Annotated in this window: 20 protein-coding genes; 10 read left to right on the top strand and 10 right to left on the bottom strand. The window is 49.6% G+C overall.

Translation table 11 applies throughout. The features are described 5' to 3' along the window. The first annotated feature begins 114 nt into the window (after window positions 1-114). On the top strand, window positions 115-702 hold the full coding sequence (locus tag AC58QO_RS19590; protein ID WP_497268450.1) for a TVP38/TMEM64 family protein: 588 nt from the start codon (window positions 115-117) through the stop codon (window positions 700-702). Window positions 703-806: 104 nt separating this feature from the next. On the opposite strand, the gene AC58QO_RS19585 is transcribed toward AC58QO_RS19590, so the two are convergent. From AC58QO_RS19585 to AC58QO_RS19575, 3 genes are all read right to left on the bottom strand, one after another. Then, a complete protein-coding gene (locus AC58QO_RS19585; protein ID WP_497268449.1) occupies window positions 807-1919 on the bottom strand; it encodes an ATP-binding protein in 1113 nt (370 codons plus the stop codon). Between the two features lie 200 nt (window positions 1920-2119). Further along, complete coding sequence (locus AC58QO_RS19580) at window positions 2120-2848, bottom strand: DUF421 domain-containing protein (protein WP_497268447.1); 729 nt, start codon at window positions 2846-2848, stop codon at window positions 2120-2122. Between the two features lie 103 nt (window positions 2849-2951). Next, window positions 2952-3800 carry an SDR family oxidoreductase gene (locus AC58QO_RS19575; RefSeq protein WP_497268445.1) on the bottom strand — a complete coding sequence of 283 codons (849 nt, stop codon included), beginning with the start codon at window positions 3798-3800 and terminating at the stop codon, window positions 2952-2954. 148 nt (window positions 3801-3948) lie between these two features. On the opposite strand from AC58QO_RS19575, the gene rpiA reads away from it, so the two are divergent. After that, window positions 3949-4635, top strand: a complete 687-nt coding sequence (rpiA, locus tag AC58QO_RS19570; protein ID WP_497268443.1) for a ribose-5-phosphate isomerase RpiA — start codon at window positions 3949-3951, stop codon at window positions 4633-4635. A gap of 120 nt (window positions 4636-4755) precedes the next feature. On the opposite strand, the gene AC58QO_RS19565 is transcribed toward rpiA, so the two are convergent. Then, complete coding sequence (locus tag AC58QO_RS19565; RefSeq protein WP_497268441.1) at window positions 4756-5256, bottom strand: DinB family protein; 501 nt, start codon at window positions 5254-5256, stop codon at window positions 4756-4758. A gap of 179 nt (window positions 5257-5435) precedes the next feature. Then, the gene (locus tag AC58QO_RS19560; RefSeq protein ID WP_497268439.1) at window positions 5436-6377 is read right to left on the bottom strand and encodes a helix-turn-helix transcriptional regulator; all 942 of its coding nucleotides are present in this window, start codon (window positions 6375-6377) and stop codon (window positions 5436-5438) included. Between the two features lie 97 nt (window positions 6378-6474). Between AC58QO_RS19560 and AC58QO_RS19555 the strand changes: the two genes are divergently transcribed. Beyond that, window positions 6475-7914 carry an amidase family protein gene (locus tag AC58QO_RS19555; protein WP_497268437.1) on the top strand — a complete coding sequence of 480 codons (1440 nt, stop codon included), beginning with the start codon at window positions 6475-6477 and terminating at the stop codon, window positions 7912-7914. Between the two features lie 74 nt (window positions 7915-7988). Continuing rightward, the gene (locus AC58QO_RS19550) at window positions 7989-8849 is read left to right on the top strand and encodes a YybI family spore inner coat protein (RefSeq protein ID WP_497268435.1); all 861 of its coding nucleotides are present in this window, start codon (window positions 7989-7991) and stop codon (window positions 8847-8849) included. A gap of 83 nt (window positions 8850-8932) precedes the next feature. Here the strand turns inward: AC58QO_RS19550 and AC58QO_RS19545 are convergent, their stop codons facing one another. Beyond that, on the bottom strand, window positions 8933-10162 hold the full coding sequence (locus tag AC58QO_RS19545; protein WP_497268433.1) for an aminopeptidase: 1230 nt from the start codon (window positions 10160-10162) through the stop codon (window positions 8933-8935). A gap of 84 nt (window positions 10163-10246) precedes the next feature. Here AC58QO_RS19545 and AC58QO_RS19540 point away from each other — a divergent pair, with 84 nt between their 5' ends. From AC58QO_RS19540 to AC58QO_RS19515, 6 genes are all read left to right on the top strand, one after another. Further along, window positions 10247-11920, top strand: a complete 1674-nt coding sequence (locus AC58QO_RS19540) for a glutamine--tRNA ligase/YqeY domain fusion protein (RefSeq protein ID WP_497268431.1) — start codon at window positions 10247-10249, stop codon at window positions 11918-11920. Between the two features lie 383 nt (window positions 11921-12303). Further along, window positions 12304-12747: a DUF5412 family protein gene (locus AC58QO_RS19535; RefSeq protein ID WP_497268429.1), complete on the top strand. Its 444-nt coding sequence runs from the start codon at window positions 12304-12306 to the stop codon at window positions 12745-12747. Between the two features lie 121 nt (window positions 12748-12868). Then, complete coding sequence (locus tag AC58QO_RS19530; RefSeq protein ID WP_497268427.1) at window positions 12869-13573, top strand: response regulator transcription factor; 705 nt, start codon at window positions 12869-12871, stop codon at window positions 13571-13573. Then, window positions 13567-14985 carry a sensor histidine kinase gene (locus AC58QO_RS19525; protein ID WP_497268425.1) on the top strand — a complete coding sequence of 473 codons (1419 nt, stop codon included), beginning with the start codon at window positions 13567-13569 and terminating at the stop codon, window positions 14983-14985. The genes AC58QO_RS19530 and AC58QO_RS19525 overlap by 7 nt, the downstream gene beginning before the upstream one ends. 63 nt (window positions 14986-15048) lie before the next feature. Next, window positions 15049-15717, top strand: a complete 669-nt coding sequence (locus AC58QO_RS19520) for a hypothetical protein (protein ID WP_497268423.1) — start codon at window positions 15049-15051, stop codon at window positions 15715-15717. Window positions 15718-15885: 168 nt separating this feature from the next. Then, window positions 15886-16920, top strand: a complete 1035-nt coding sequence (locus tag AC58QO_RS19515; protein ID WP_497268422.1) for a potassium channel family protein — start codon at window positions 15886-15888, stop codon at window positions 16918-16920. A 77-nt stretch (window positions 16921-16997) separates the two neighbouring features. Here AC58QO_RS19515 and AC58QO_RS19510 read toward each other — a convergent pair whose 3' ends face one another. The 4 genes from AC58QO_RS19510 to AC58QO_RS19495 all read right to left on the bottom strand — a co-directional run bounded on the left by AC58QO_RS19510 (window position 16998) and on the right by AC58QO_RS19495 (window position 22474). Then, the gene (locus AC58QO_RS19510) at window positions 16998-17453 is read right to left on the bottom strand and encodes a hypothetical protein (RefSeq protein WP_497268420.1); all 456 of its coding nucleotides are present in this window, start codon (window positions 17451-17453) and stop codon (window positions 16998-17000) included. 102 nt (window positions 17454-17555) lie between these two features. Further along, window positions 17556-19394 carry an ABC transporter substrate-binding protein gene (locus AC58QO_RS19505; protein ID WP_497268419.1) on the bottom strand — a complete coding sequence of 613 codons (1839 nt, stop codon included), beginning with the start codon at window positions 19392-19394 and terminating at the stop codon, window positions 17556-17558. A 122-nt stretch (window positions 19395-19516) separates the two neighbouring features. Beyond that, window positions 19517-21025 carry an ABC transporter permease gene (locus tag AC58QO_RS19500; RefSeq protein ID WP_497268417.1) on the bottom strand — a complete coding sequence of 503 codons (1509 nt, stop codon included), beginning with the start codon at window positions 21023-21025 and terminating at the stop codon, window positions 19517-19519. Window positions 21026-21037: 12 nt separating this feature from the next. Next, window positions 21038-22474, bottom strand: coding sequence for an ABC transporter permease (locus AC58QO_RS19495; RefSeq protein WP_497268415.1), 1437 nt, complete (start codon window positions 22472-22474; stop codon window positions 21038-21040). Between the last annotated feature and the right edge of the window lie 121 nt (window positions 22475-22595).

The raw sequence follows: 22595 nt of genomic DNA, 5'->3' as shown, positions 1-22595 counted from the left end.
GATGCATCCGGTGTCAGCCTCTTTACCGTGCGCAGGCGCAGGCCGTCGTGCTATAATCGTGCCATATGAACGAGAGGAGAGAAAGGCTGAATTCAGTAGGCTTTTCACACGCATATGGATATCAAAGAGCTCTTATCTTATTTAACGGAAGAGAATCTGATGCTGCTTCTGGACAAATACCGGTCACTCGGGCCGTTGCCAGGGTTGCTGCTTCCTTTTATGAAATCATTTATTCCACCGCTCCCAACATTGGTGATCATTAGTGTGAACGCGGCTGTTTATGGGCTCTGGCTCGGCTTTCTCTACTCCTGGATCGGTATCGTGTGCGGTTGCTTAGTGACGTTTGCGATTGTCAAAAAAGTGGCCGAACACCCCTACCTCGTGCGCTGGTCGCAGAAACCGAAAGTCCAAAAAAGCCTCAACTGGGCGCGGCGCCAAGCTTTTAATTATGTTTTTATCCTTAGCTTATTCCCATTGGGACCCTTCGTGGTGATTAATATGGCGGCGGGACTGGTGCGGATGCGTTTTCGCTCATTCCTAGTGGCGGTTGCTGCGGGGAAGGCCGTGATGGTGATGACCGTTAGCGTCATAGGGCATGATTTGAAACGTTTCTTGAATAACCCGTACGAGCTTATTTATGTGGCCTTATTCATTGGTATTTCATTGGTGATTAGCAAAAAAGTAGAGAAGCGGTTTATGTGATTATACGCGATGACCCCGCCTCTCAGCGATGGATAACGGTTCCCAACTCGTGGGGCGCCGCTGTCTTCGCTGGGGCAGGGTCATTTTTTACTAGTTAGGCAAAATTACTTGGAATCGCTCAACACGTTAAGTGTTAAGTCGGGATAGGAGGCTGCAAACTCGGTTGCTTGTTGTTGGATTGTGGAAAGGTCAAACGACTGACTGAAAATAGCTCGATCCGGCAAAAACGTAACACTCGTTCCCGTCTCCTTCGTCACTCCCACCGTTTGGACCTCACTCTGAGGGATGCCGTGCTTATAGTACTGCTGATAAACGCACCCATCCCGCTTGATCGTAACGGAAAGATTGAGAGAAAGTGCGTTGACAACCGGCATGCTGATGCCCTTTTTACTGCCAGGGGCGAAGAACTGGGCACTCCCGCGAAGGTGACTCATATCCGTGAGAATAGACTGAACTCGAGGCAATTCTGCACCAGGCAAGGCATGAACGGGGATGCCCCGTCCGTTATCTGAGACCGTTATACTGCCATCCTCATGCAAAATGAGATTAACCTCCGTGCACGTGCCATGCTGGTGCTCTAAAAGGGAGTTCTCCACGACAGCCCAGAGCAGCAGATGCGGGTTGTAGGCATCATCGGCGCCGCCCAGGTAGGCTGGCGCATTCGTCCGTGCCTCCGTCATGGCGATGTAATCTGTTGTGTCCATCAGATCCGATGCGGCTGCCAGCAGTAATAATAGAGGAAGCACACGATGGCCGGGGATCGCATACGTTCCGCCTCGCTCTTCTTGCACGAGCAGATCCGCACCGACCAAGGCTTTCATATGATGATAAAGCTGCCCTGTCGTTCCCATATTCAAGCGTTCCACAAGCTCTGGCCCCGTAAGCGGCTCCTGTAACACTAGTCGCAAAATATCCAAACGCTGCTTATGCGCAAGCGCCCCCAGCACTTTAGCCGATTTATCTCCATCAAGTTGAAGCAGCTGACTGACGACTTTGTCCTGCGGCTCCCAGCGGTAGCTTGCCTTCTCTCCCCGATACTGCCCGGCATAAAATAATCGGCCTAACTCAGCGGAAGCGGGGTTCTCTTTCGTATGCGTGAAAATAGGGGAGTGCTCCTGCGCATCCCGTTTCAGTAATTGCTGAACCAGCTGTCCCAGTTGGTTCATTTGTGCCTGCAAAGTATCTAGCTCGGCGCCATAATCTCGTGTTGTTGTCAAAAGGATCACCTCATATAAATTATTTAATTACGTAATTACATAATAACATAATATGATTGTCTAATGGAAGGGGGGAGGGCACGAAATGAGGGATTTTGGTCCATTTCGACGAAGAAATGCACGGTATTTGTCCAATGACCTTGATCTGCAGCGTGAAACAGAACAACCAAAAAGCCGCAAAAAAGACGAACCAACGCTTACTACAGCGCCTGTTCGTCTTGAGCTGTGTCTAGTCCCGTGTACACGCGGAACTGATTTTGATCATCCATGGTTGCGAGTACAACGTGCTCGAGCTCAACCTTTGCAGCATGAAGCTGAGACTCCAGCCATGCGAGATCCTTGCCTTGCTGCGCGAGCAGCTTTTTATCGTAGGCACCTTGTATGATAATCGGCTTCACGAGGGAGAAGGGATCGCTGGGGATAGCCATGTCTTGAGCAGTCACTGACTGATGCTGCGGCTCCAGGAAGACCGAGACCATCCCGCCAGGCTCCCACAGTGCAAGCGCAACCTTCTGGATATCCTCAATTTGTTGCTTGCGCAGCTCGGAGAAAAGGTGATCGACGGAGATTTTGGCTTTGCGCAGGCCGTTCATACGGAGCAGCCCGTGTTTAATAAGCGTCAATGGTGCCGGTTCAAAGAGATGCTTGAGGAAGTTCCATTTTAGACTCAGCCAAGAGGTAGAGAGATACAGCACAACGAGCACAAGGGTAGTGATCATGGAGCCTTTGAGGGCCAAGTGCTCGTCGGAGAGCGGGTGAGCCATAATGTTGCCTAGGATAAGTGCGATGACGAAATCAAGAAAGCGCAGCTGTGAGATGGAGCGTTGGCCCAATGCTTTGGCGGTGATAAGCAAGAAAAAGTAGCCTACGATGGCTCGCAGAATCCACTGCATGGTAGTTAGCGATTCTTGACTACGGAAGAAGTCCAAGGGTCGTCACACTCCGCAAATAAGGTAAATGCTCCCTATAACGTACCCTTATATTGGATGAGCTATCCGTCGATTTGGCGAGGTCGTGCGTGCATGACGTCCGTTACTTAGCGGTGAGTCCGACCTGCTCTTCGCTCCAAGTCCAGAGCTGACGTGCTAGCGCGTCGTCTTTCGCTCGGGCCGAAACAGGCGCAATCTGCCGCCTGTAGTAGTACTCGCCGCTGACCCTCCGCACGTCCGGGCTCGTGGCCAAAAACACCGCCGTATCCGCACCCTGCGCTGCCGTCAAGAAAAACGGCCGCATCATCGCATGCACGGCCTTCCCAAACCCGGTGTCGCGATCGACACCGATGTTCGTGGCCACGGCTCCTGGATGGAGCGAGTTGGCCGTGGCTGAAGTGCCGGCGAGCCGCTTCGCGAGCTCGCGGGTGAACAGGATATTCGCCAGCTTCGACTGGGCGTATCCGTTCCAGACCCGGAACCCTCGCTGCAGGTGAGGGTTGGTCCAATCGATGCGCCCGATTTTGTGGGCGCCGGAGGAGACATTGACGATCCGCCCCTGCGGAGCGCGGATAATGGCGTCCAGCAGAAGCTGGGTCAGCAGGAAGTGGCCGAGATGGTTGACACCCATCATGGCCTCGAAGCCATCTGCTGTGATTTGCCGCTTCACGGTGACGACGCCCGCGTTGTTCACGAGCACATCCAGCACGTCGTGCTTGGCCAGAAACGCCGCAGCAAATGTCCGAATGCTCGCCAGCGAAGCGAGGTCGCACAGCATCAGCTCGATGTGCGCGGAGCCGCTCTGTCGGCGCGCTTCCACGAGCGCCTGCTCGCCGCGCTCGCGGCTACGGCAGAGCATGATAACCTTGGCGCCTTGTTTGGCCAGTGCCACTGTGGTGGCAAGGCCCATACCGGAATTGGCGCCAGTGACGAGAGCTGTTTGATTTTGCATCGAGGTTCGCCTCCTTTTTCTTCCAGTATAACGGATGAGACGAATCCCCGCATACAATACTGCACGAACGGCATTCCGTTGAAATTTCCTTTTTGTGTTAAAATAGTTAGATAGTATTCCGATCAGTGGAAGTTAGGAGTGTGCACGGGTGGAAGCCAAAAAAGCAGCAGCAGAATTAGCAATCGAAGAGATCCAAGAGGGGATGATCGTTGGATTGGGGACGGGCTCGACAGCCTATTGGGCAATTCAAGGACTCGGTGTTCGGGTACGTAACGGCCTGCAGATTCAAGCAGTTGCCACCTCGGTAGCGTCCGAGAACCTAGCTAAAGAGTTGGGTATCCCGCTGATTCCTTTTGCAGATATTACAGAAATTGATGTAACGATAGATGGGGCAGACGAAGTTAGCCCTGCATGGCACTTAATCAAAGGCGGTGGAGGTGCGCTGTTGCGAGAGAAAATCGTTGCCTTTTCGAGCAAGAAACTGATCATCGTGGTAGATGAAAGTAAAGTCGTTGCTCAGCTGGGGACCTTTCCACTCCCTGTTGAAGTTGTGAAGTTTGGTTATGAGTTGACGATGCGGAAGCTCCGTGCCCTAGGCTGCGAGCCCAAAGTTAGAGTTGCCGACCATCAGCCCTATGTGACGGACAACGGGAACTATATTTTGGACTGCCACTTCGGGAACATTCCGAATCCTGCTGTACTTCACCATGAGATGAATGGGATTCCGGGTGTTGTGGAGAATGGGCTTTTTGTGGGGATGGCGAGTCAGGTGATCGTGGGGTATAAGGATGGTTCGGTGGATAGGCTCGTAGGGGATAAAACGTCTAACAAATAAAAAAGAGTTGTCCCACAAGTTCTAGAGTTCAGAGGACCTGTGGAGACGACTCTTTCTGTTTGATGCCTAAAACAAACGTAACGGAACGAGAGGACGCTATTTTGATAAAGATCCTGCTTTTTACACTAATGGCTGCATACCCATTTCAACCCAGCATTCCTTCGTCGGACCATAAATGTCCGGAACGCGCAGCCCAGCTTGGCGCATCAATACGAACATTTCTCCGCGGTGGTGGATTTCATGCGAGATGAGGATGCGCAGCGTGAGCCCATTAGGCCACTGATCGCCATACATATCGCTGGTTTCGGTCAACTTCGCCTCTGTCCATTGCGACTGAATCGCTTCGATGGCTGCGGCAGCGGAGGAGCGGTAGGTGTCAGCGATGGTTTGGGCAGAAGCAGGGGCATGCTCTTCTCCTTCAGGTGCGGTGAATGTCAGTCCAGTGCGAGACAGCATTTCGTGGATCGTTGTGGCGATGTGCCAAGCGATTTGCCCTAGGGGGCGGAATTCAGGCGTGATGCGTTGGGAAAGGGAAGCATCGGTCAGAGCATCCAGTACACGCTGGGTTGCTTTGGCTTCTTGTGTGTATTCAGTTACAAAATCCGCAATCGTTTTAAACATTAGGGTGATCCTCCTCAAATTTGTTACCACATAAGAAAGTATAAGTTTTCGTTTCACGAAAACCTGTTTTCTTATTGGCGATAAAACCTACCATTAAACGCGGTCGCTCATCCATGAATGGCCTCGATAGAGGTTTTCTCATATCCACATTATAGACAAACATCCCTGACAACAGAATGTCAGTGAGTCGAATAGAGCGCAACTATTTTTTCGGCCATCTCTTTGACTGCGTCTGCGATATGCGCAGGCTCTAGAATACGCAGGCTGGGACCATAGCCGAGCAGCATGCCGTGCAGCCAAGGCTCATCGGGCTGTATAGCTCTTACCATCAGCGTTCCATCGGTCTGGATGGTCACTTGCTCAGGGCGGAAGTAGTCTTCGATCTTCGCCCTGATATTCGGCTGCGCATGGAGCACGAGCGTAATGAGGGTGGAGGGGTCTCTTTTGCCCCAGCCATAATCCAGCTGTTCCAGCGTTTCTTGCTTGCGTTCGAACGTTTGGGGGAGCACGTCGACTCCATGCATACGGGATAATCGAAACACTCGAAAATCCTCCCGCAGCAAGCAGTATCCGTACAAATACCAGCCGAAGCCTTTGACCACGATGCCCATGGGCTCGACGGTTCGCACGGAAGGTTCACTTTGCGATGAGATATAGGAAAAGGTGACGAGCCTTGTCTCCTTAATTGCGGTGCGGAGGGCTGTTAGCTGCTCTAGATTTTGATGCCCATTCTGCCATGGATTGATGTCGAGGATGAGTTGGTTGCCTAATTGAGCTGCAGCGGGCTGCTCGGATTTGGCCACTAATGCGCCGACCTTATCTAGCAAATTGCTGATCTCTTGGTCGCCGACGGAAGCGCGAATCCCTTTGAGACCGATGATGATCGATTGCAGTTCTTCCAGGGATAGAAACTGGCGGTCGAGCCGATATTGGTCCATGATTTCATAACCACCACTCAGCCCCGCATAGGAAACGACGGGAATACCAGCTTGGTTAATGGCTTCCACATCCCGATAGATGGTGCGCAAGGACACTTCAAATCGTTCAGAAAGCTCCTTGGCACTAATGCGTCGACGATTGAGCAGCAGCATAGTGATGGCGAGTAGACGATCTATTTTCAAAAAAAGCACCTCATTGATTCTGGTAGTGTTGTAGAAGGTATAACACAAAGCCTAGGGAATAAGTGTAGCATGAATAGTGGAAGGGTGGCGGTGAAAGATGATGCTTATATCGGACGAATTTATGGCAAACGCAGATATTCAAACACTTCAGCTTGCGATGGAGCGACAGGAAACCAGCTCGGTAGCATTGGTTGCCTACTATACAGGGCGTATCGAAGCTTATAATGCCAAAATTAATGCTGTATTGGAGCTAAATCCAGATGCGCTAGAGATGGCGGAAGCTTTGGATCGGGAACGTCGAGAAGGTAGGAGTCGTGGCCCACTGCATGGGATTCCTATTTTGCTCAAAGATAATATTCAGACCGCTGACCGCATGCATACCAGTGCAGGGTCGTTGAGTTTGGCGGAGCATGTGGCGACAGAAGATGCCTATATCGCAGCCAAGCTGCGTGAGGCAGGTGCTGTGCTGCTCGGCAAGGTGAATATGACGGAATGGGCGAATTTCATGGCTGTTGCGATGCCTTCAGGTTATAGCTCAAGAGGTGGGCAGGTAGTGAACCCTTACGGACCGGGCGTATTTGAGGTAGGCGGCTCTAGCTCGGGGTCAGGTGCGGCGATTGCGGCGGGCTTTGCAGCAGGTGCCATCGGCACTGAGACGTCAGGATCGATCGTCAATCCGGCAGGTCATAACAGTCTAGTCGGCTTGAAGCCAACCGTGGGTTTATTAAGTCGTTCAGGCATTATTCCGCTTTCTAGCAGTCAGGACACGCCAGGTCCAATGACTCGAACTGTGAGCGATGCAGCTGTTCTGCTCGGCGTGATGACAGGTGTAGATGCTTCGGATGCACATAGCTTAGCGAGTGACGGTCAGGGTCATCGGGATTACACGGTATTTCTGGAAAGAAAAGGGCTTCAGCAAGCCCGAATAGGGATTCCACGCTGGTATTATCAGCAGTTGGATGAGGAAGAACGGCAGATCGCCGAGCGGGCTATTCAAGTTTTACGCGACGAGGGCGCGGTTGTCATTGATGATGTGGTGCTTCCTTGCCAAGATGCCGAGTGGAACTATGATGTGCTGCTGTACGAGTTTAAAAGAGACCTGGACGCCTATCTCGAAAAGCTAGCTCCACATCACGTACACTCGCTGCAGGAGGTCATCGCCTTTAATGAAGCTCATGCGGAGAAGGCGCTAGTTTACGGGCAGGATACGCTGATTAGCTCAGAGGATACGCATGGAACGCTGACTGAGGAAGCTTATTTGAGGAGTCTCCATCGATATAGAGAGCTCACACGCGCGCAAGGGATTGACCATGCCCTCCAGACGTATCAACTCGATGCGTTGTTCTTTCCAAAAGATGAAGGCGAGGATATTGCCGCCAGAGCAGGCTATCCGCTGCTGATTGTACCCGCCGGTTACACGCGCAAAGGCCCTATGGGTGTTATGTTTGCGGCCGGAGCATTCAGTGAACCGACGCTGATTAAGCTTGCATATGCCCTTGAGCAGGCAACATTGTATCGCAGACCGCCAGTTTTGTAGTTGTTTTCCGCATACCTCATGGAAACATTTGAAATAATATACTGAATTCAATTCCATGATGGGAAGTGCGAAGAATGTCTCGTTTTAGAAAAAGGTTTACAATAGCGCTGCACACCGCAGCTATCGGTGTTATTCTGAGCGGCGGCTTGGCCTTCGGCGGATCGGCAGAGGCCTTCACTCAGACGGTGCCTCCCCCCTCGCCACAACTAACGCCGCCTCAAGGTGGACAAGGCCAGCTCATCCAAACACGTGAGATCGACGTCACGGGCGATGGCAAATTCGACATCGTCTCTCTGGTCGGACTCCAATCGGATATGAACAGTCCTTATTATGACAAGCTGTTTATCTCCGTCGTTGGACAGGGTCAGGCACAGGTAGTCATTCCGCTGGAAGGCGGATATAACCCGAAGATGGATTTTTGTGACTTTATCCACGACAAGCTGCCTCAGATCTATGTAACTTCCGATACCGGGGGCAGTGGCGGGTTCACTTCGAATTATATTTATTCGCTCAAAAATAACGTACCCACTGCAATCCCGATGCCAGAACCGCTGCATGTCAAAGCGACCTTTAAGAATAACTATAAGGTGAAGATGAAAATCGAGGAAACCGGTAAATCCTTCACACTAGATATTGCGGATCGCAAGGAGGCTTACGAGCAATTTGGCATCTACAATCAAGGGAAGATTGTGAAGCCGATCATCGTCAATGTGGATGCATACAGCTTGTTGAAGCCTGTCGATGTGAAAAAAGACGGCTCTTGTGAGTTGAAGGGTGTTCAGCGTATCACTGGTATCGCCAATGCGGATACGTTAGGCTATGTCACTTCGATGTGGAAATGGCACAAGGGCAAGTGGCAGCTGAAGAAGGCGGCCGTCGTTCAAACATTGCAGACCAGCATGATGAGTGCACCGGGTCCAGAGGACGAGGATTAGACACACAGAAGACCGCTCAAACCTGGAGATACTCCAAGGTATGAGCGGTCTTCTTACGTTATATAGAGGCTTCCGGTCGAGCCTTATGCCCAGTTTCCATTACGGAATAGTGGCTCGCGTGTACCGTCTGCTTGAATTCCGTCAATCGCCATATCCTTGGATCCAATCATGAAATCCACATGGATTAAGCTCTTGTTATAACCGTTTTCAGCCAGTTCTTCGGCGCTCATTGCAGTCCCACCCTCAATGGTGAACGGATAGGAGTTGCCGAGCGCGACGTGACAGGAAGCATTTTCGTCAAAAAGTGTGTTGTAGTAGATTAGGCCTGACTGTGAAATCGGCGAGTCGTAAGGTACGAGGGCAACTTCGCCCAAATAACGAGAGCCTTCATCCATATTCAGCATGTTGTTGAGCACTTCTTGACCCACTTCAGCAGTCGCTTCGACGACGCGGCCATCTTTGAAGGTTACGGAGAAGCCATCGATTAACGAGCCTTGGTAGCTTAGCGGCAGGGTGCTGCGAACCGTCCCATTTGTTCCGTTACGAGCTGGCATTGTGAACACTTCTTCGGTCGGGATGTTCGGTACGAAGAAAATGCCCTTCTCGGATTCGCTGCCTGCGGCAACCCATTGATGCTTCGGTGCTAGCTCTATGTACAGGTCTGTGCCTGGTGCTTGGAAATGCAGCTGCTTGAACTTCTTGTTGTTAAGCAGGTTTTGCTTCGCGGTCAAGGTGCCGATATGTTCTTTCCATGCCGTCACAGGATCAGCTAAATCAGCACGCGTCAGCTTGAAAATTTGCTCCCACAGCTTCTGAATTCGCTCAGCCTCGCCTAAATGCGGGAATACCTTCGCTGACCATTCAGGTGTTGGGTAGGAAACCATAAGCCAGTTGACTTTGTTACTGCGTGTATAGTTCAGGTAGCCTGCTCGGGCTGTAGCTGCTGCTTTGCTGGACATCGCGACGCGAGCTGGATCAATATCTTTGAGTAAGTCCGAGTTAGGCGCATAAATAGACAAGAACGCTGCACCTTCTTTAGCCATCTCTTCCATCCCGTTGGCGCGCCATGCGGGGTAGGTCCGAAGTGTATCTTCGGGTGCATGCTTCAGTCGAAGCGCCTTCACTACGTCGTCATCCCAGTCTACGACAACATCCTTGGCACCAGCGTCATAGGCCTTCTGCGCCAGCTTGCGTACGAAATCCGCACACGCTATCGGTGTTGAGATGACGACGGTTTGATCCTTTTGTACATTTAATCCGACGCGTATGGCCAGCTCTGCATATTGATCTAAGTAATGCTCGAATGATTCCATCTCATTGGCTCCTTTATATTTGAGTACCATTTAGTGTATGATAGAAAATAAAACTTTAACCCGTGGGAGAAAGGCTGGGCACATATGGAAACGAAGAGTACAGTAGCAACTGCAGGTACACCCTCTAATTTCATTAAGAACATTGTAAACGAAGATTTGAAATCAGGCAAAGTTAGTCAGATCGTGACCCGTTTTCCCCCGGAACCGAACGGTTACCTTCATATAGGACATGCGAAGTCAATTTGTCTTAATTTCGAGCTTGCAGATGAATTCAAAGGAAGAACGAACCTGCGATTTGACGATACGAATCCCGTTAAGGAAGATACCGAATACGTGGAATCCATTAAAGCGGATGTCGCATGGCTTGGCTTTGAATGGGACGGCTTGTTTTTTGCATCGGATTATTTCGAGGAGATGTACCAACGTGCGCTTGTGTTGATTCGCAAAGGCTTGGCTTTCGTGGACGACCAAACAGCGGATGAAATCCGTGAAACGCGTGGAACACTGACACAACCAGGAACGAACAGTCCTCACCGTGATCGTACAGTAGAAGAGAATCTTGCGCTGTTTGAGCGTATGCGTGCTGGCGAGTTCAAGGATGGCGAGCGCGTGCTTCGCGCCAAAATCGATATGTCCTCACCGAATATCAACTTCCGTGATCCGGTTATTTACCGCGTTGTACATGCGCATCACCATAACACAGGAGACGCTTGGTGCATCTATCCGATGTATGCTTACGCGCACCCGTTGGAAGATGCGATTGAGGGCGTGACGCACTCGATTTGTACATTGGAATTTGAAGATCAACGTCCGTTCTATGACTGGGTTATTCGTGAGTGTGAAATGCCGAATGTGCCGAGACAGTATGAATTTGCACGCTTGAACTTAACGAATACGGTGATGAGCAAAAGAAAGCTGAAACAACTCGTTGACGAGAAAGCTGTTGACGGTTGGGACGATCCGCGGATGCCGACCATCTCTGGACTTCGTCGCAGAGGCTACACAGCGGAATCCATTCGCAATTTCGCGCGCGAAATCGGCGTGGCCCGCAGCTATAGCGTTGTCGATGCGAAAATGCTGGATCACTTCATCCGCGAGGATTTGAAGCTGAAGGCGATGCGCACGATGGGCGTGCTAAATCCGCTGAAAGTCGTCATCACCAACTATCCAGAGGATCAAGTCGAGATGTTGGAAGCGGAGAATAATTCCGAGAACCCGGAAATGGGCAATCGCATGATTCCGTTCTCCCGCGAGATCTATATCGAGCAAGACGATTTCATGGAAAATCCGCCGGCGAAGTATTTCCGTCTTTTCCCTGGCAACGAAGTGCGCTTGAAAAACGCCTACTTCATCAAGTGCAACGACTTCATCAAGGACGCCGATGGCAACGTTGTTGAGTTGCATTGCACCTATGATGTTGAGACGAAAAGCGGCAGCGGCTTCACTGGCCGTAAAGTCAAAGGCACCATCCACTGGGTGGATGCGAAAAGTGCGGTACCAGCGGAATTCCGCTTGTATGAGCCTTTGATCTTGGACGATGAGGAAGGCGAAGAAGGCGCATCGTTCCTCGAGAACTTGAACCCGAACTCCTTGCAAATCGTACAAGGCTTCGTCGAAGACAACATGAAGAGCGCGAACCCGCATGATAAGTTCCAGTTCTTCCGCCACGGCTACTTCAACGTGGATCCGAAGTACACAACACCTGATCATCTGGTGTTCAACTTGATCGTATCGTTGAAAAGCTCGTTCGTCGTGTAACGAACGAATATAAACCAAGACCCCCTAGCGGATGCTAGGGGGTTTTCATATTTCAGGCCCCGCAATAAGGGGCGGGCTCCATGCTTCCAGCTCCACAAAACCTGCAAAAGTGCAAATGTGCAGGCTTTGTTGGGCCTTTTGTTCGAAATAGGCAGGAAAGATGCAAATATGCAGTTATTTGGAGGGAAATCACCCGGAATGGGTTCATTCATGGGGAAAAGATGCATTTTCGCAAGCATGTACTTCTACCTAAGAAATTTGCGGGTAAAAGGATGCCTATTTGCATTTTCTCGCTATTCGCGCATAGCAGGACAGCGTCAGTCCTTCGCGAATAGTTTAGGAATGGAAAAATGAATTGGAATTCACGATAAAAGGAGATTCGAATGGATCAACCAACGGATTGGTCAGCGGAAGAACCCGACAAAAGGAGTCGTATCAGAGTTGCAGCTAAAGTAATAGCAATTATTGTTTTCGCAACAGGTTTAACCATGAGTGTAGGCTTAGCTATGTTGTTTTTTTTGGCGACTAACTTGTTTTCAGGAATGTGCGGAAATGAGATTATCTCTGAACATAATCAGCCCGATGGTAATTACAAACTAGTTGTGTTTAGAAGAGACTGTGGAGCTACGACAGACTATAGCTATCATCTTTCACTGATTAAAGCTAATTCTGATTTAAAGAACCGTAGTGGAAATATATTCATTTCTAATGATGAGTTTATTGCCTATTGGGAAAATGACAAATCCATATTCGTACATGCAAGGTCAAAAGATCAATTCAAGCATAAAACAAGCTATAAAGGCATGCAAATCCGCTATAGCAACTAAAATGCGTATATTAGGGAGCGTATTTTCTCTTTTTCTATAAAAATGTGTTTTATAAATAATTTCTTCACAATTATTCAGTAAAATAAAAGGATAATGGTTCAATTAGGGAGCGTGACCTCGCGTGACAACGGTATTAGTCGTAGATGATGATCTGAATATATGTAAAATCACGAAGCTGTACCTGGAAAAGAACGGCTTCGAAGTGGCGACCGCGAACGACGGTGAGCAAGCGCTTACGAGGTTTAAGGAGCTGCAGCCGGATTTCATCGTGCTGGATATTATGCTGCCGAAGCGCGACGGTTGGTCTGTCTGTCAGAATATCCGCGCCCAGAGCGATGTGCCGATTCTGATGCTAACAGCGCGGGGCCACGTGGATGAGCGCGTCGAGGGCCTGCGGATGGGAGCCGACGACTATCTGGTGAAGCCGTTTGACCCGAATGAGCTGGTCGCACGGGTAACGTCGATTCTTCGCCGAACGGTGCTGCGCACGCAAGTCATGCCAGCGGCGCATATCTATGAGATCGGCAGTCTGCGCGTGGATAGCGTGGGGCATGAGGTGATGGTCGAAGGGCAAGCGGTGTCTCTACCGAAGAAGGAGTACGAACTGCTGCTGTTTTTCGTACGTAATCCGAATCAAGTATTTACCCGTGAGGATCTGATCGCCAAGATCTGGGGGTGGGATTTCGATGGTGAGGATCGTGTAGTCGATTTGTACATCAAACGATTAAGACAGAAGCTTTCGGCACTCACGGAGCGGAAAGAGGACTGGAGTATCCGCACGGTATGGGGAGTCGGGTATAAGTTCGAGGGACCTGGCGCATGCTGAATTCCTTTTATAGCAAGCTATTATTCATCTATATTTCCATAACGGTGGTGTCGATTCTAGCCATTTCGAGCACGATCGGCTACACGATGAAACAGAAGACGTATGAACGGAGCGAGAAGCTGCTTCTGGAAAAGGTGGAGCAAGTGGAGGAGCTGGCGAAGGATTTGTTCGATAATTCGACGGCTCAGAAGGATTTCCGCAAGCAAATTAATACCCTAGAGCGCACGTCGAATGTGCGTGTTTCTGTGATTCGGCATCCTCGCGCTACCTTGGATAAAATTCAGACCGTGGGCGAGGTCCCCGCGAAGTTCGGTTGGGTGGAGAAGGTGCTCGCCGGCAATCCGGTGACAGTGAAGAGTAATTTTACCACGAACAGTACGGTCAAAATGCTCATTGTCGGACGTCCTGTCCTACAGGACAGTCGGGTGGTTGGGGCGATTTTCCTGTACACGCCTATCGTGAACATTCAAGGTACGATCAATGAGATTAATCGCGCTATTTATGCATCTGCGCTCGTTGTCGCCTTACTGGCGATTGCAGTTTTGTATTTTGTTTCGCGTCATTTTGTGAAGCCGATTCAACAAATGAGCAAGACCGCCGAGGCGCTGGCGCTGGGGGATTTTGGCGGCAGGGTGCCGGTGCGTGGCAAAGATGAAATCGCCTCGCTTTCCGGTTCCCTGAACCGAATGGCGGGCAAGCTGCAAAAGGTCGAAGAAGGCCGCAAGCGGTTCCTCTCTGAAATTTCACACGAGCTGCGGACTCCGTTGACGACGATTCGGGCCTCCTTGCAGGGAATTACTGATGGCGTAGTAGGGCCTGAGGATGCAAAAGAGTTCATCGATATCTCCCTCCAGGAGACACTCCGATTGAGCCATTTGGTGGATGATCTGCTGGAGCTGTCCTCTTTTGAGGAGAAGCAAGTGAAGTTAACTATGCAAGCCGTTGATCTCCCTGAGTTGATAGGGCTCGTGGTGACACAGCTGAAGATGAAGGCGAAAGGCAAAGGCATCGAGCTCAGCGCCGACGTGGAAGGCCCATATACCGTACAGGCTGACGCCGATCGGTTGAGGCAGGTGTTCATCAATTTGTTGGACAATGCGATTAACCACATTCCAGAGGGCTCGCAAGCGGGGATTCGAATCAAGGCGATCAGACATGAGCGCTGGGTCGAAGTCTGGGATCATGGGCAGGGCATTGCACCGGAGAAGCTTCCGTATTTGTTTGATCGTTTCTACAAAGCGGACGAAAGCCGCAATCGAGCTGGCGCTGGGCTGGGTCTGACGATTTGCAAACACATCATTGAAGCGCATGGCGGTTCGATTCGTGTGGAGTCACAGCTGGGGGCTGGGACGGTTTTCAAAATCTTTTTGCCAATCGGAACAATGTCCTCGCATGACAAACTTATGACATAACTATGGGTTAAGATAGGTTTCGTAAGGTACACAACCATTAAATGAATCGAGGAGTGATTCCACATGTTGAAGAAGTTAGCAGGAATAGTGTTGGTAGGTGCGATTGTATGTTCCGTTCCGTTAGCGGCATTCGCCGAAGGTGCACAAGGAGATGCAACAGCGTCTTCGACACCGAAATTTCATCCTATGAAGCAACTGTTACTAGAAAAAGCGCAAGCTTTTGGCATATCGACGGATGGGAAAACGAATAAGGAGATCAAGGCTGAGCTGAAAACAACAGTCACAGCTAAGCACACTGAGAAGTTGAATGCTGCGGCAGCGAAATTGGGAATCTCCACAGATGGCAAGACAGCTGAGCAGCTCAAAACAGAAATCAAAGCCGCTGTAACCGTGAAGCTGCAGGAGAAGGCGACTAAGCTCGGCGTGAGCGCGGACGGGCTGACGAACAAGGAGCTCAAAGCAGCGCTGAAAGCAGCCGCTTTGACGAAGCTGCAAGCGAAAGCGACCGAAGCGGGTATCGTGACGGATGGCAAAACAGCCAAAGAAATTCGCACAGCTATGAAGGCTGCCAAAGCAGCAAAGAAAGCAGCGAAACAAGCGAAGGTATCCGAAGCTGTGACCAAGCGAGCAGCCAAATTAGGTATCTCCACGGATGGCAAAACAACCGAGCAGGTTTATGCGGAGATTGAAAGTGCTATGCAAGCCAAATGGGCAAAGAAAGCTGCAAAATAAGCTGGAGACAGCCTGTACATGAAGATAACCCTGGTGCCAACCAACTTGGCGCTGGGGTTTTTCCGTATCCATGGTATTTTCTCATTCCTTCATATATAAGCGTTTTGGATGATATGCTACAATGATTGCATTGGTAAATGTTAGGCGGATGCCTGTGAGGAGGTCACCATGCTTTTCTTCTCGAAATTCCTTTTGCGTCTGATAAGGTGGAATAATCTCTTTGTTTTTGGCCTAGCTGTTGTGTTCATTGCGGGCAGCTCCCTGTTAGCGTATGAGCTCGAACCGAGCACCTTCGAGAGCCGATTTAATGGCTTCTGGTGGGTGATGACGACAGTTACGACTGTCGGCTATGGCGACTTTTATCCCCATACGGTCGCAGGCAAATACTTAGGTATCGTCGTCTACATCTTCGGTATCGGCCTTATTTCTATTACAATTAGCAAAGTCGTGGACGCCTTGTTTGTATACCAGCGCATGAAGGAGGAAGGGAAATTGAAGTTTGCGGGGTCGAACCATTTTGTCATTATTGATTGGAGTCAGCATGCGGAGAATGCGATTAAGGAAATTCTGAATTCAGACCCCCTTGTGGAGATTGTACTCATAGATACACTGGAAAAATCGCCCATTCAGCATGAACGTGTGCATTATGTGCTTGGCAACCCGCAGCTCGTGACGACACTCGAAATGGCGAATACGTCCAAGGCGAGAGCGGTCTTCATTTTCGCTGATGAGGTGACGCAGTTCCAGAACACAATTCGAGATCCGGCCTTCGTCGATGGCAAAACCTTACTGGTCGCCACGACCGTCGAACGCAACTATAACCACGTGTATACGATTGTGGAGATCCGTGATAAGCAGAATCTGCCCAACTTTCAACATATTCGGATTGATGAGTTCATCTTCGGCAGTGAAACCATTTCCCAGCTCGCGGTACGCTCAGCGTTCAACCCGGGCAGTTCTAAGATCCTAACCCAACTGCTGACACGCACGCCGAGTGGTGAGGACCTTTACGAGATCCCTGCTCAGACGAAGTGGGTGACGTTCCATGATGCTTTTCAGGATTTGCTGCAAAAGGGTGCCACACTCATCTCAGATGGCGAGCATCTGAATATTAACAAAAGGCTCCATGAGAAGATTCCGCAGGGAGCCAGATTGTTCGTCATTTGTGATAAGGAAACGTACGGACGGTTGACGAATAAATAGCAAAAGCGCCAAGAGGGATAGACCTCTTGGCGCTTTTATTGTCGTTATAACCATGCTCGGCGGATATGTCGAGAATGTTAACCCCGGACGAGTGGCTCGATGACGTAGGTCGATTTCGCTTTAGGAGAATCGGCCTGCTCGCCGCGCACGACCCACCCATAGGAGAGCACATCCGTTAAGCGGCTATGCTCTTCGGCCGTTAGGCTTGCCACGACTGATTCTTGACCTGGCTCCAGGATCAACTCGGGCTCATGTCCGAACACGAGGCTGATCCAGCCGGCGATGCCGCGAATCGTATTGTATTTGATCTGATAGCCATTACGTACAGCTTGCTCAAACGCATCAGGATCGCTGCTCGCGAGCTCTGTTAAGCGCGTATAGTCGAATTGGAACTTGCTGTCGTCGATGGGAAGCTGGCCATTCTGGACGCGCTGAAGCAGCTCGTCTGCAGACCATCCTTGGGAGTTGATCGATTCCAAGGTGAGGGCATCCCATTGCGATAGTTTAACTCGGTTTGTTTCGGGAGTTGACATCTTTGTTCGCTCCTATCTGTGCGTGTGACTTTGGTATGAAAGAGACTGCCCAACCGTCATATCGACGATGAGGCAGTCTTCTTCGCATGTTCTGCTGTTGCGTTATTTTGTGGATTTGCTGGCGTTATACTTGCTCAAGAAATCCTTCACTTTAGCAGAGTCTGCTTTGACTTCAAGTCCTGTTTTGACAAGCGGACTTAATGTCGAGATCGCTTTGAACTTATTGTTCTTGTAGTAAGCAAGGAATTCATCTTGATTGATGGAGTGAAGCACAGCTTTTCTCAAGTCAGCACTCTTACCAATCTCACGGTTCTTCGTGTTAAACAGCAGGTAAGAAACTGCGTTACTAGGCATTGTTTGAAGTTGAAGCTTAGTATCCGCTTTGACAACATCGAACTTCACTTCGGACACGCCGTAGTACAAGTGAATCTCACCGCTTCTAAGCGCGGACAGGGATGCTTCAGCATCTTTGATGAAACGGATTCTGATGGAGTCGACTTTCGGCTCGTATTTCGTACCCTTCATATAACCTGGGTTTTTGTAGAAGACAGCTTCATAATCATTTTTGTAAGAAAGAATGTAAGGGCCGCTTGTTGCCAACGTATTGTTGTATTTAGCACCCTCAGTAATCGTCGCTTGGTCACCGTAGGCAACGTCTTTGTTTACGTCATATTTGGCTATATCGTAAGTGTTAATGCTTTCGACTTGCTTCTTGGAAACAATACCAGCGGATTGATGCGCCAAATAGTTCAATACTTGTGGGAACGGTTCTGTCGTTGTCAACTTGACAACTTGATATTTACCTTCTTTATTGCTCGCTTTTGTTTTATCAGAAACGAGAGATGAGATTTTGGAGCCAAGACCTTTTTCTAAGCCAGCTTTAATCGTGTCGGAGCTGCCAGAGATCTTAACGGAATCTAGTACGGCAGGGTCTGTCACGAGCTCCACATTTTTAATATGTTCATGAAGCGTAAATGTGCGGTGGTTTGGCACTGAGTTTTTGTTCTTAGCACGATTTAGCGAGAAGACAACATCTTCTGCACCTACGCGTTCGCCAGAATCAGCAGCTAGCTTGTTCTTGATTTGCGCGAAGTTGATATCGTCACGAAGTACGAAGTAGTAGTCGGAATTGCCTTCAGCAATCGCGAAGTTGTGCGAAAGGGAACCTTCAGCTGTTAGCTTATCGTCGTCCGTCAAGTTGAGTAGACGTACGTACATGTTCGTGTTGATAATATTGATCGAACCATCGTTACCTTTGATCGGGTCAAGCGATGTCAAGGAAGGAAGCGTGGATTGCAGAATAATGGGGTCCTTCCCGCGTTTAGCGGCATCTTTGAAGTCCAGCTCTTCCCAAGGAAGGGAACGTGACTTCGAAAGACGTACAGACTCTTTTTTCAGAACATCTTGATTGAATGCTTGTGATTTAAGGGAGTTGTAAAGTGGTGCGATGTAAGCCTTGTCTAGCACTAATTTTTGTTCGAATTGCTTGTATGTTTCTGTGTACTTCTCTGGTGTTTGGGATGCTGCTTGATCGATTAGTTTGTCGATCTCTGGATCGGACATGATGCTGTAGTCGCCGCCTGTTTTGAACAGGGAACGTACCGCATAGTCTGGGTTACCTGTGACAGTTGTCCAGCTGGAAAGTGCTGCGTCGAAGTTGCCTGCATCTTGTTGAGCTTTGAACGTACCGTAATCCGGTTGGATGTTCAACTTGACGTTAAAACCGTTCTTTGTGAGCTGGTCACGTACGATGTTGAGGTCCGTTTCGTTTGAGCTCATACCCAACAGTTCGATATCAACCGGTGTAGTGTTGACGACTGCTGTTCCTGCTGATGCGGATGGTGTTGCAGAAGCTTCGTCTTTGGTTTTGACATTGCATCCGCTTAGCATCATAGAGACACCGAGGATGACGGGGATGACAACTTTGCTTTTCTTAATCATTGTAGAGACCCTCCTAGTAAAATTAAATGTATGAACGCACATTCATTCCATATCCTTCTGTGTATATGTAACGAAGAGATTCATGGAGTAAGAATGAAGATTCCAAAAAGTTTCTTAAGTGCTTAATCCAGCTTAGGATCAAGCGCGTCGCGAAGTCCGTCTCCAAGGAAGTTGAAGGACAGTACTAGTGCGATGATAGCTAAGCCGGGATAGATCGCCGTATAGGAATGGGTTTCAAGGTAGGAGCTTCCCACCTTCAAAATATTCCCCCACTCAGGGATATGCGGCTCGACGCCAAGTCCGAGGTAGCTTAAGCTGCTCGTCGAGATGATGGCCCCGCCGACAGTTAGCGTAGACTTAACAATCATCGGCGCAATGGAGTTCGGTACGATATGTCTGAGCAGAATGGTCAGATCGCCTGCTCCGAAAGCGCGCGCCGCCTGCACATACTCAAGCGTAGAGACGAGCATCACGTTGGCTCTCATGGTCCGAGCGTAGGTGGGGATAGCCCCAATGCTTAGCGCGAGAATAAGATTTACCGTGTTGGCGCCGAATGCCGCGATGATAGCAATGGCTAGTAGAATGCCAGGAATCGCGTACAGGATATCGAGCGCCCGCATGATCAGATTGTCCGTATTGCGTCCGTAGTATCCGGATATCGCTCCCAGTGAGCCGCCGATAATGACGGGGATCAATGTTGAGAGGATACCGACGAAGAGCGAGATACGTGCACCGAAGACAATGCGAGAGAACAAGCATCGGCCAAAGTTGTCCGTACCAAGCGGATAAGTAAGGCTTGGCGATTGCAGGATAGCGCTGTAATTATTATCGATCGCTAACCCGTAGTCGAACGTTAAGTAGCTGCACAAGGAGATGGCCAACAGGAAGCCGATGAACCATAAGCCCAGCATAGAAGTGGAGCTGCGGGACAGCCGGTCGACAACTTCATTCAATTTCGATCCAGACGAACCATCTCTGTTCTTAAGTTTGGACATCAACAGGATGCCAAGCGCTAGGGCGAATACATTGCCTGTTAGCGAAGTTGCAAGCAGCAGGATCGCGACGATCCACAACCACTTAGGCAGAAGCTGGTTATCTGCATATCGAGAGATCAGAAGCAGACCAAGTAATTGAATGGCAGCCGCGACAAGAATGAGCGACATACCGGGTAGGAATAAGTTGGATACGTAAGGCTTGAAGACGTTTAACGCAGAGACGGCGAACACGAACACGGTGGTCAACAAGGCGTAGACCGAGAGTGTATAAGCTGCGGTCTTCTTGCGCTTGATGAGCTGAAAGGCTGCCGTAACGACGAAGATATTAGCAGTCAGCAAGCTGAGTAACAGCAGGTAGCCTAACCAGCGAGTGGCGCGGCGTATCTCACCATGCTGGAGCAGATCTTTGCGGATCAAGGACATTGTTCCCAGTTGAAGTAAAGCAAAAACCAAATAAGAGACAAAGGCAGCGAACACGGCTGAATTCACAGCTAAGTGGGCCCCTTCGAAGCTGTTGATCAACAGCACCAGCGCCAAGATTAAAGAGGCGACTCCGGCAAAGCTGGCCTGTCCATATTCGGAGCAGGTGTGTAGTCTGAAATGAATGTCCTGTTTAGTAAGAATCGGTTTGCTCACATTGGTCACCTGCTAGTATTGTTTCATTTTGGAACGGATTCGTGGATCGAAGAAAGCGTACAGAATGTCGATAACGACATTGACGATAGAGATCGTGATAGCGGTATAGACGACACCGCCCATAATGCTAGGAATATCGGGAATGAACTGCTTGTCCACGATATAACTGCCAATCCCGTTGATGTTGAAAACTTTCTCCGTAACAGCAGCTCCTCCGAGCATTGCACCGAACTGTAGTCCGATAACCGTAATAATCGGGATCAGCGCATTACCTACAGCGTGCTTCCACAGCACTTGTCTGCGGGATAAACCTTTAGCTCTTGCTGTCGTAATGTAATCCTCGTGGATGACCTCCAATGTGGAAGAACGTGTCATCCGAGCGACTGCCGCTGTAAGACCTGTTCCTAATACGACGATTGGCATGATCATCGTCAATGCATTATTCGGATTATACGTAGCAGGCAGCCAATGCAGCTTGATCGAGAAATTCAGGATGAGGACCAGACCTTGCCAGAAGTTAGGTATCGACAATCCAATCAGAGCAATCAGCATGAACGTATAGTCAAAAAAGGAATTTGGCCGAGTGGCGGATATCAGCCCGATCGGCAGGGCGAACAATACCGCTACGATCGTGGAGATGACGGTAAGCGTCAGCGTCACGGGAAACTTCGCAGCAATTGAGGTCGTGACGACTTCGTTGCCTGCGAATGATTTACCTAGATCGAATGTTAGAATACCTCGGAACGTCTCCCACAGCTGAACCAGATAAGGCTGATCCAGTCCGTATAGCTTGTTGAACGAAGCAATCTGCTCGGCCGTAGCGGTTTCTCCAATGATGTTGGCGGCAGGATTCATCGGCGACAGATAGAGAATGGTAAAGACGAGAAAGGCAACGCCGAAAATAACGAAAACGGTCATCACGAGCCGCTCCGTGATATATTTGAGATAGGCGTTGCTATAAATGTACATAAGTCCGTACATAAGAATGCCGAGAATAAAGGATATCGCCAGAAACGCAGGGTGCCGGATCAATTGTGTGAACGTATCGGCGTAGGTGACCTGCGACTTCCCGTCCTGCTCGGACTCAAGCTGACTTAGTAATGCTTCCCTGAATTTGATAGCTGTAATCCGGTTAGCTTCGCGATCAAGCTTCTCGGGTACAATAGACTGATTGAAAAATCGGTGCTTGCGTTCAAGTTGTTCTTTCGCCTCCTCGAACAGCCGATCTCGGTATCCGGAAGATGTCCATTGCTGTTCTAACTTGGCCAGCGCAGTCTTGTGCTTACTTTGCTTCTTATTGGACAGATAAACAAAGTAGACGATTAGATGCAAGGGAGCTCCAGCCAGCAGCAGCAAAAAGCGGTAAGTAGGATGCAACAGCATTTTGTGAAAAATGTTCCCGATTCGGTCAACTAAAGGGGAATCCATAGCGGCAGTGTGCCCGGTCAAATTCGTATGCTCCTTTGTCGGTCAGTTTATATTGCATTATTCCGATCGATATAGTAGATTTTAAGAGTGGTAGCTAAAAATGTCAATGAAAGTCGAAAAATTGTTTATTTTATTTGAATTA

The sequence above is a fragment of the Paenibacillus sp. J31R30 genome (assembly GCF_059692115.1).
Note: the sequence above shows the minus strand (reverse complement) of the source record. Positions and strands in the feature narration are given on the sequence as shown.

Coding starts and splice junctions, on each gene's coding strand:
- AC58QO_RS19590 (WP_497268450.1), top strand. CDS start 115: ATGGATATCAAAGAGCTCTTATCTTATTTAACGGAAGAGAATCTGATG.
- AC58QO_RS19575 (WP_497268445.1), bottom strand. CDS start 3,800: ATGCAAAATCAAACAGCTCTCGTCACTGGCGCCAATTCCGGTATGGGC.
- AC58QO_RS19565 (WP_497268441.1), bottom strand. CDS start 5,256: ATGTTTAAAACGATTGCGGATTTTGTAACTGAATACACACAAGAAGCC.
- AC58QO_RS19555 (WP_497268437.1), top strand. CDS start 6,475: ATGATGCTTATATCGGACGAATTTATGGCAAACGCAGATATTCAAACA.
- AC58QO_RS19550 (WP_497268435.1), top strand. CDS start 7,989: ATGTCTCGTTTTAGAAAAAGGTTTACAATAGCGCTGCACACCGCAGCT.
- AC58QO_RS19545 (WP_497268433.1), bottom strand. CDS start 10,162: ATGGAATCATTCGAGCATTACTTAGATCAATATGCAGAGCTGGCCATA.
- AC58QO_RS19540 (WP_497268431.1), top strand. CDS start 10,247: ATGGAAACGAAGAGTACAGTAGCAACTGCAGGTACACCCTCTAATTTC.
- AC58QO_RS19535 (WP_497268429.1), top strand. CDS start 12,304: ATGGATCAACCAACGGATTGGTCAGCGGAAGAACCCGACAAAAGGAGT.
- AC58QO_RS19525 (WP_497268425.1), top strand. CDS start 13,567: ATGCTGAATTCCTTTTATAGCAAGCTATTATTCATCTATATTTCCATA.
- AC58QO_RS19520 (WP_497268423.1), top strand. CDS start 15,049: ATGTTGAAGAAGTTAGCAGGAATAGTGTTGGTAGGTGCGATTGTATGT.
- AC58QO_RS19515 (WP_497268422.1), top strand. CDS start 15,886: ATGCTTTTCTTCTCGAAATTCCTTTTGCGTCTGATAAGGTGGAATAAT.
- AC58QO_RS19510 (WP_497268420.1), bottom strand. CDS start 17,453: ATGTCAACTCCCGAAACAAACCGAGTTAAACTATCGCAATGGGATGCC.
- AC58QO_RS19505 (WP_497268419.1), bottom strand. CDS start 19,394: ATGATTAAGAAAAGCAAAGTTGTCATCCCCGTCATCCTCGGTGTCTCT.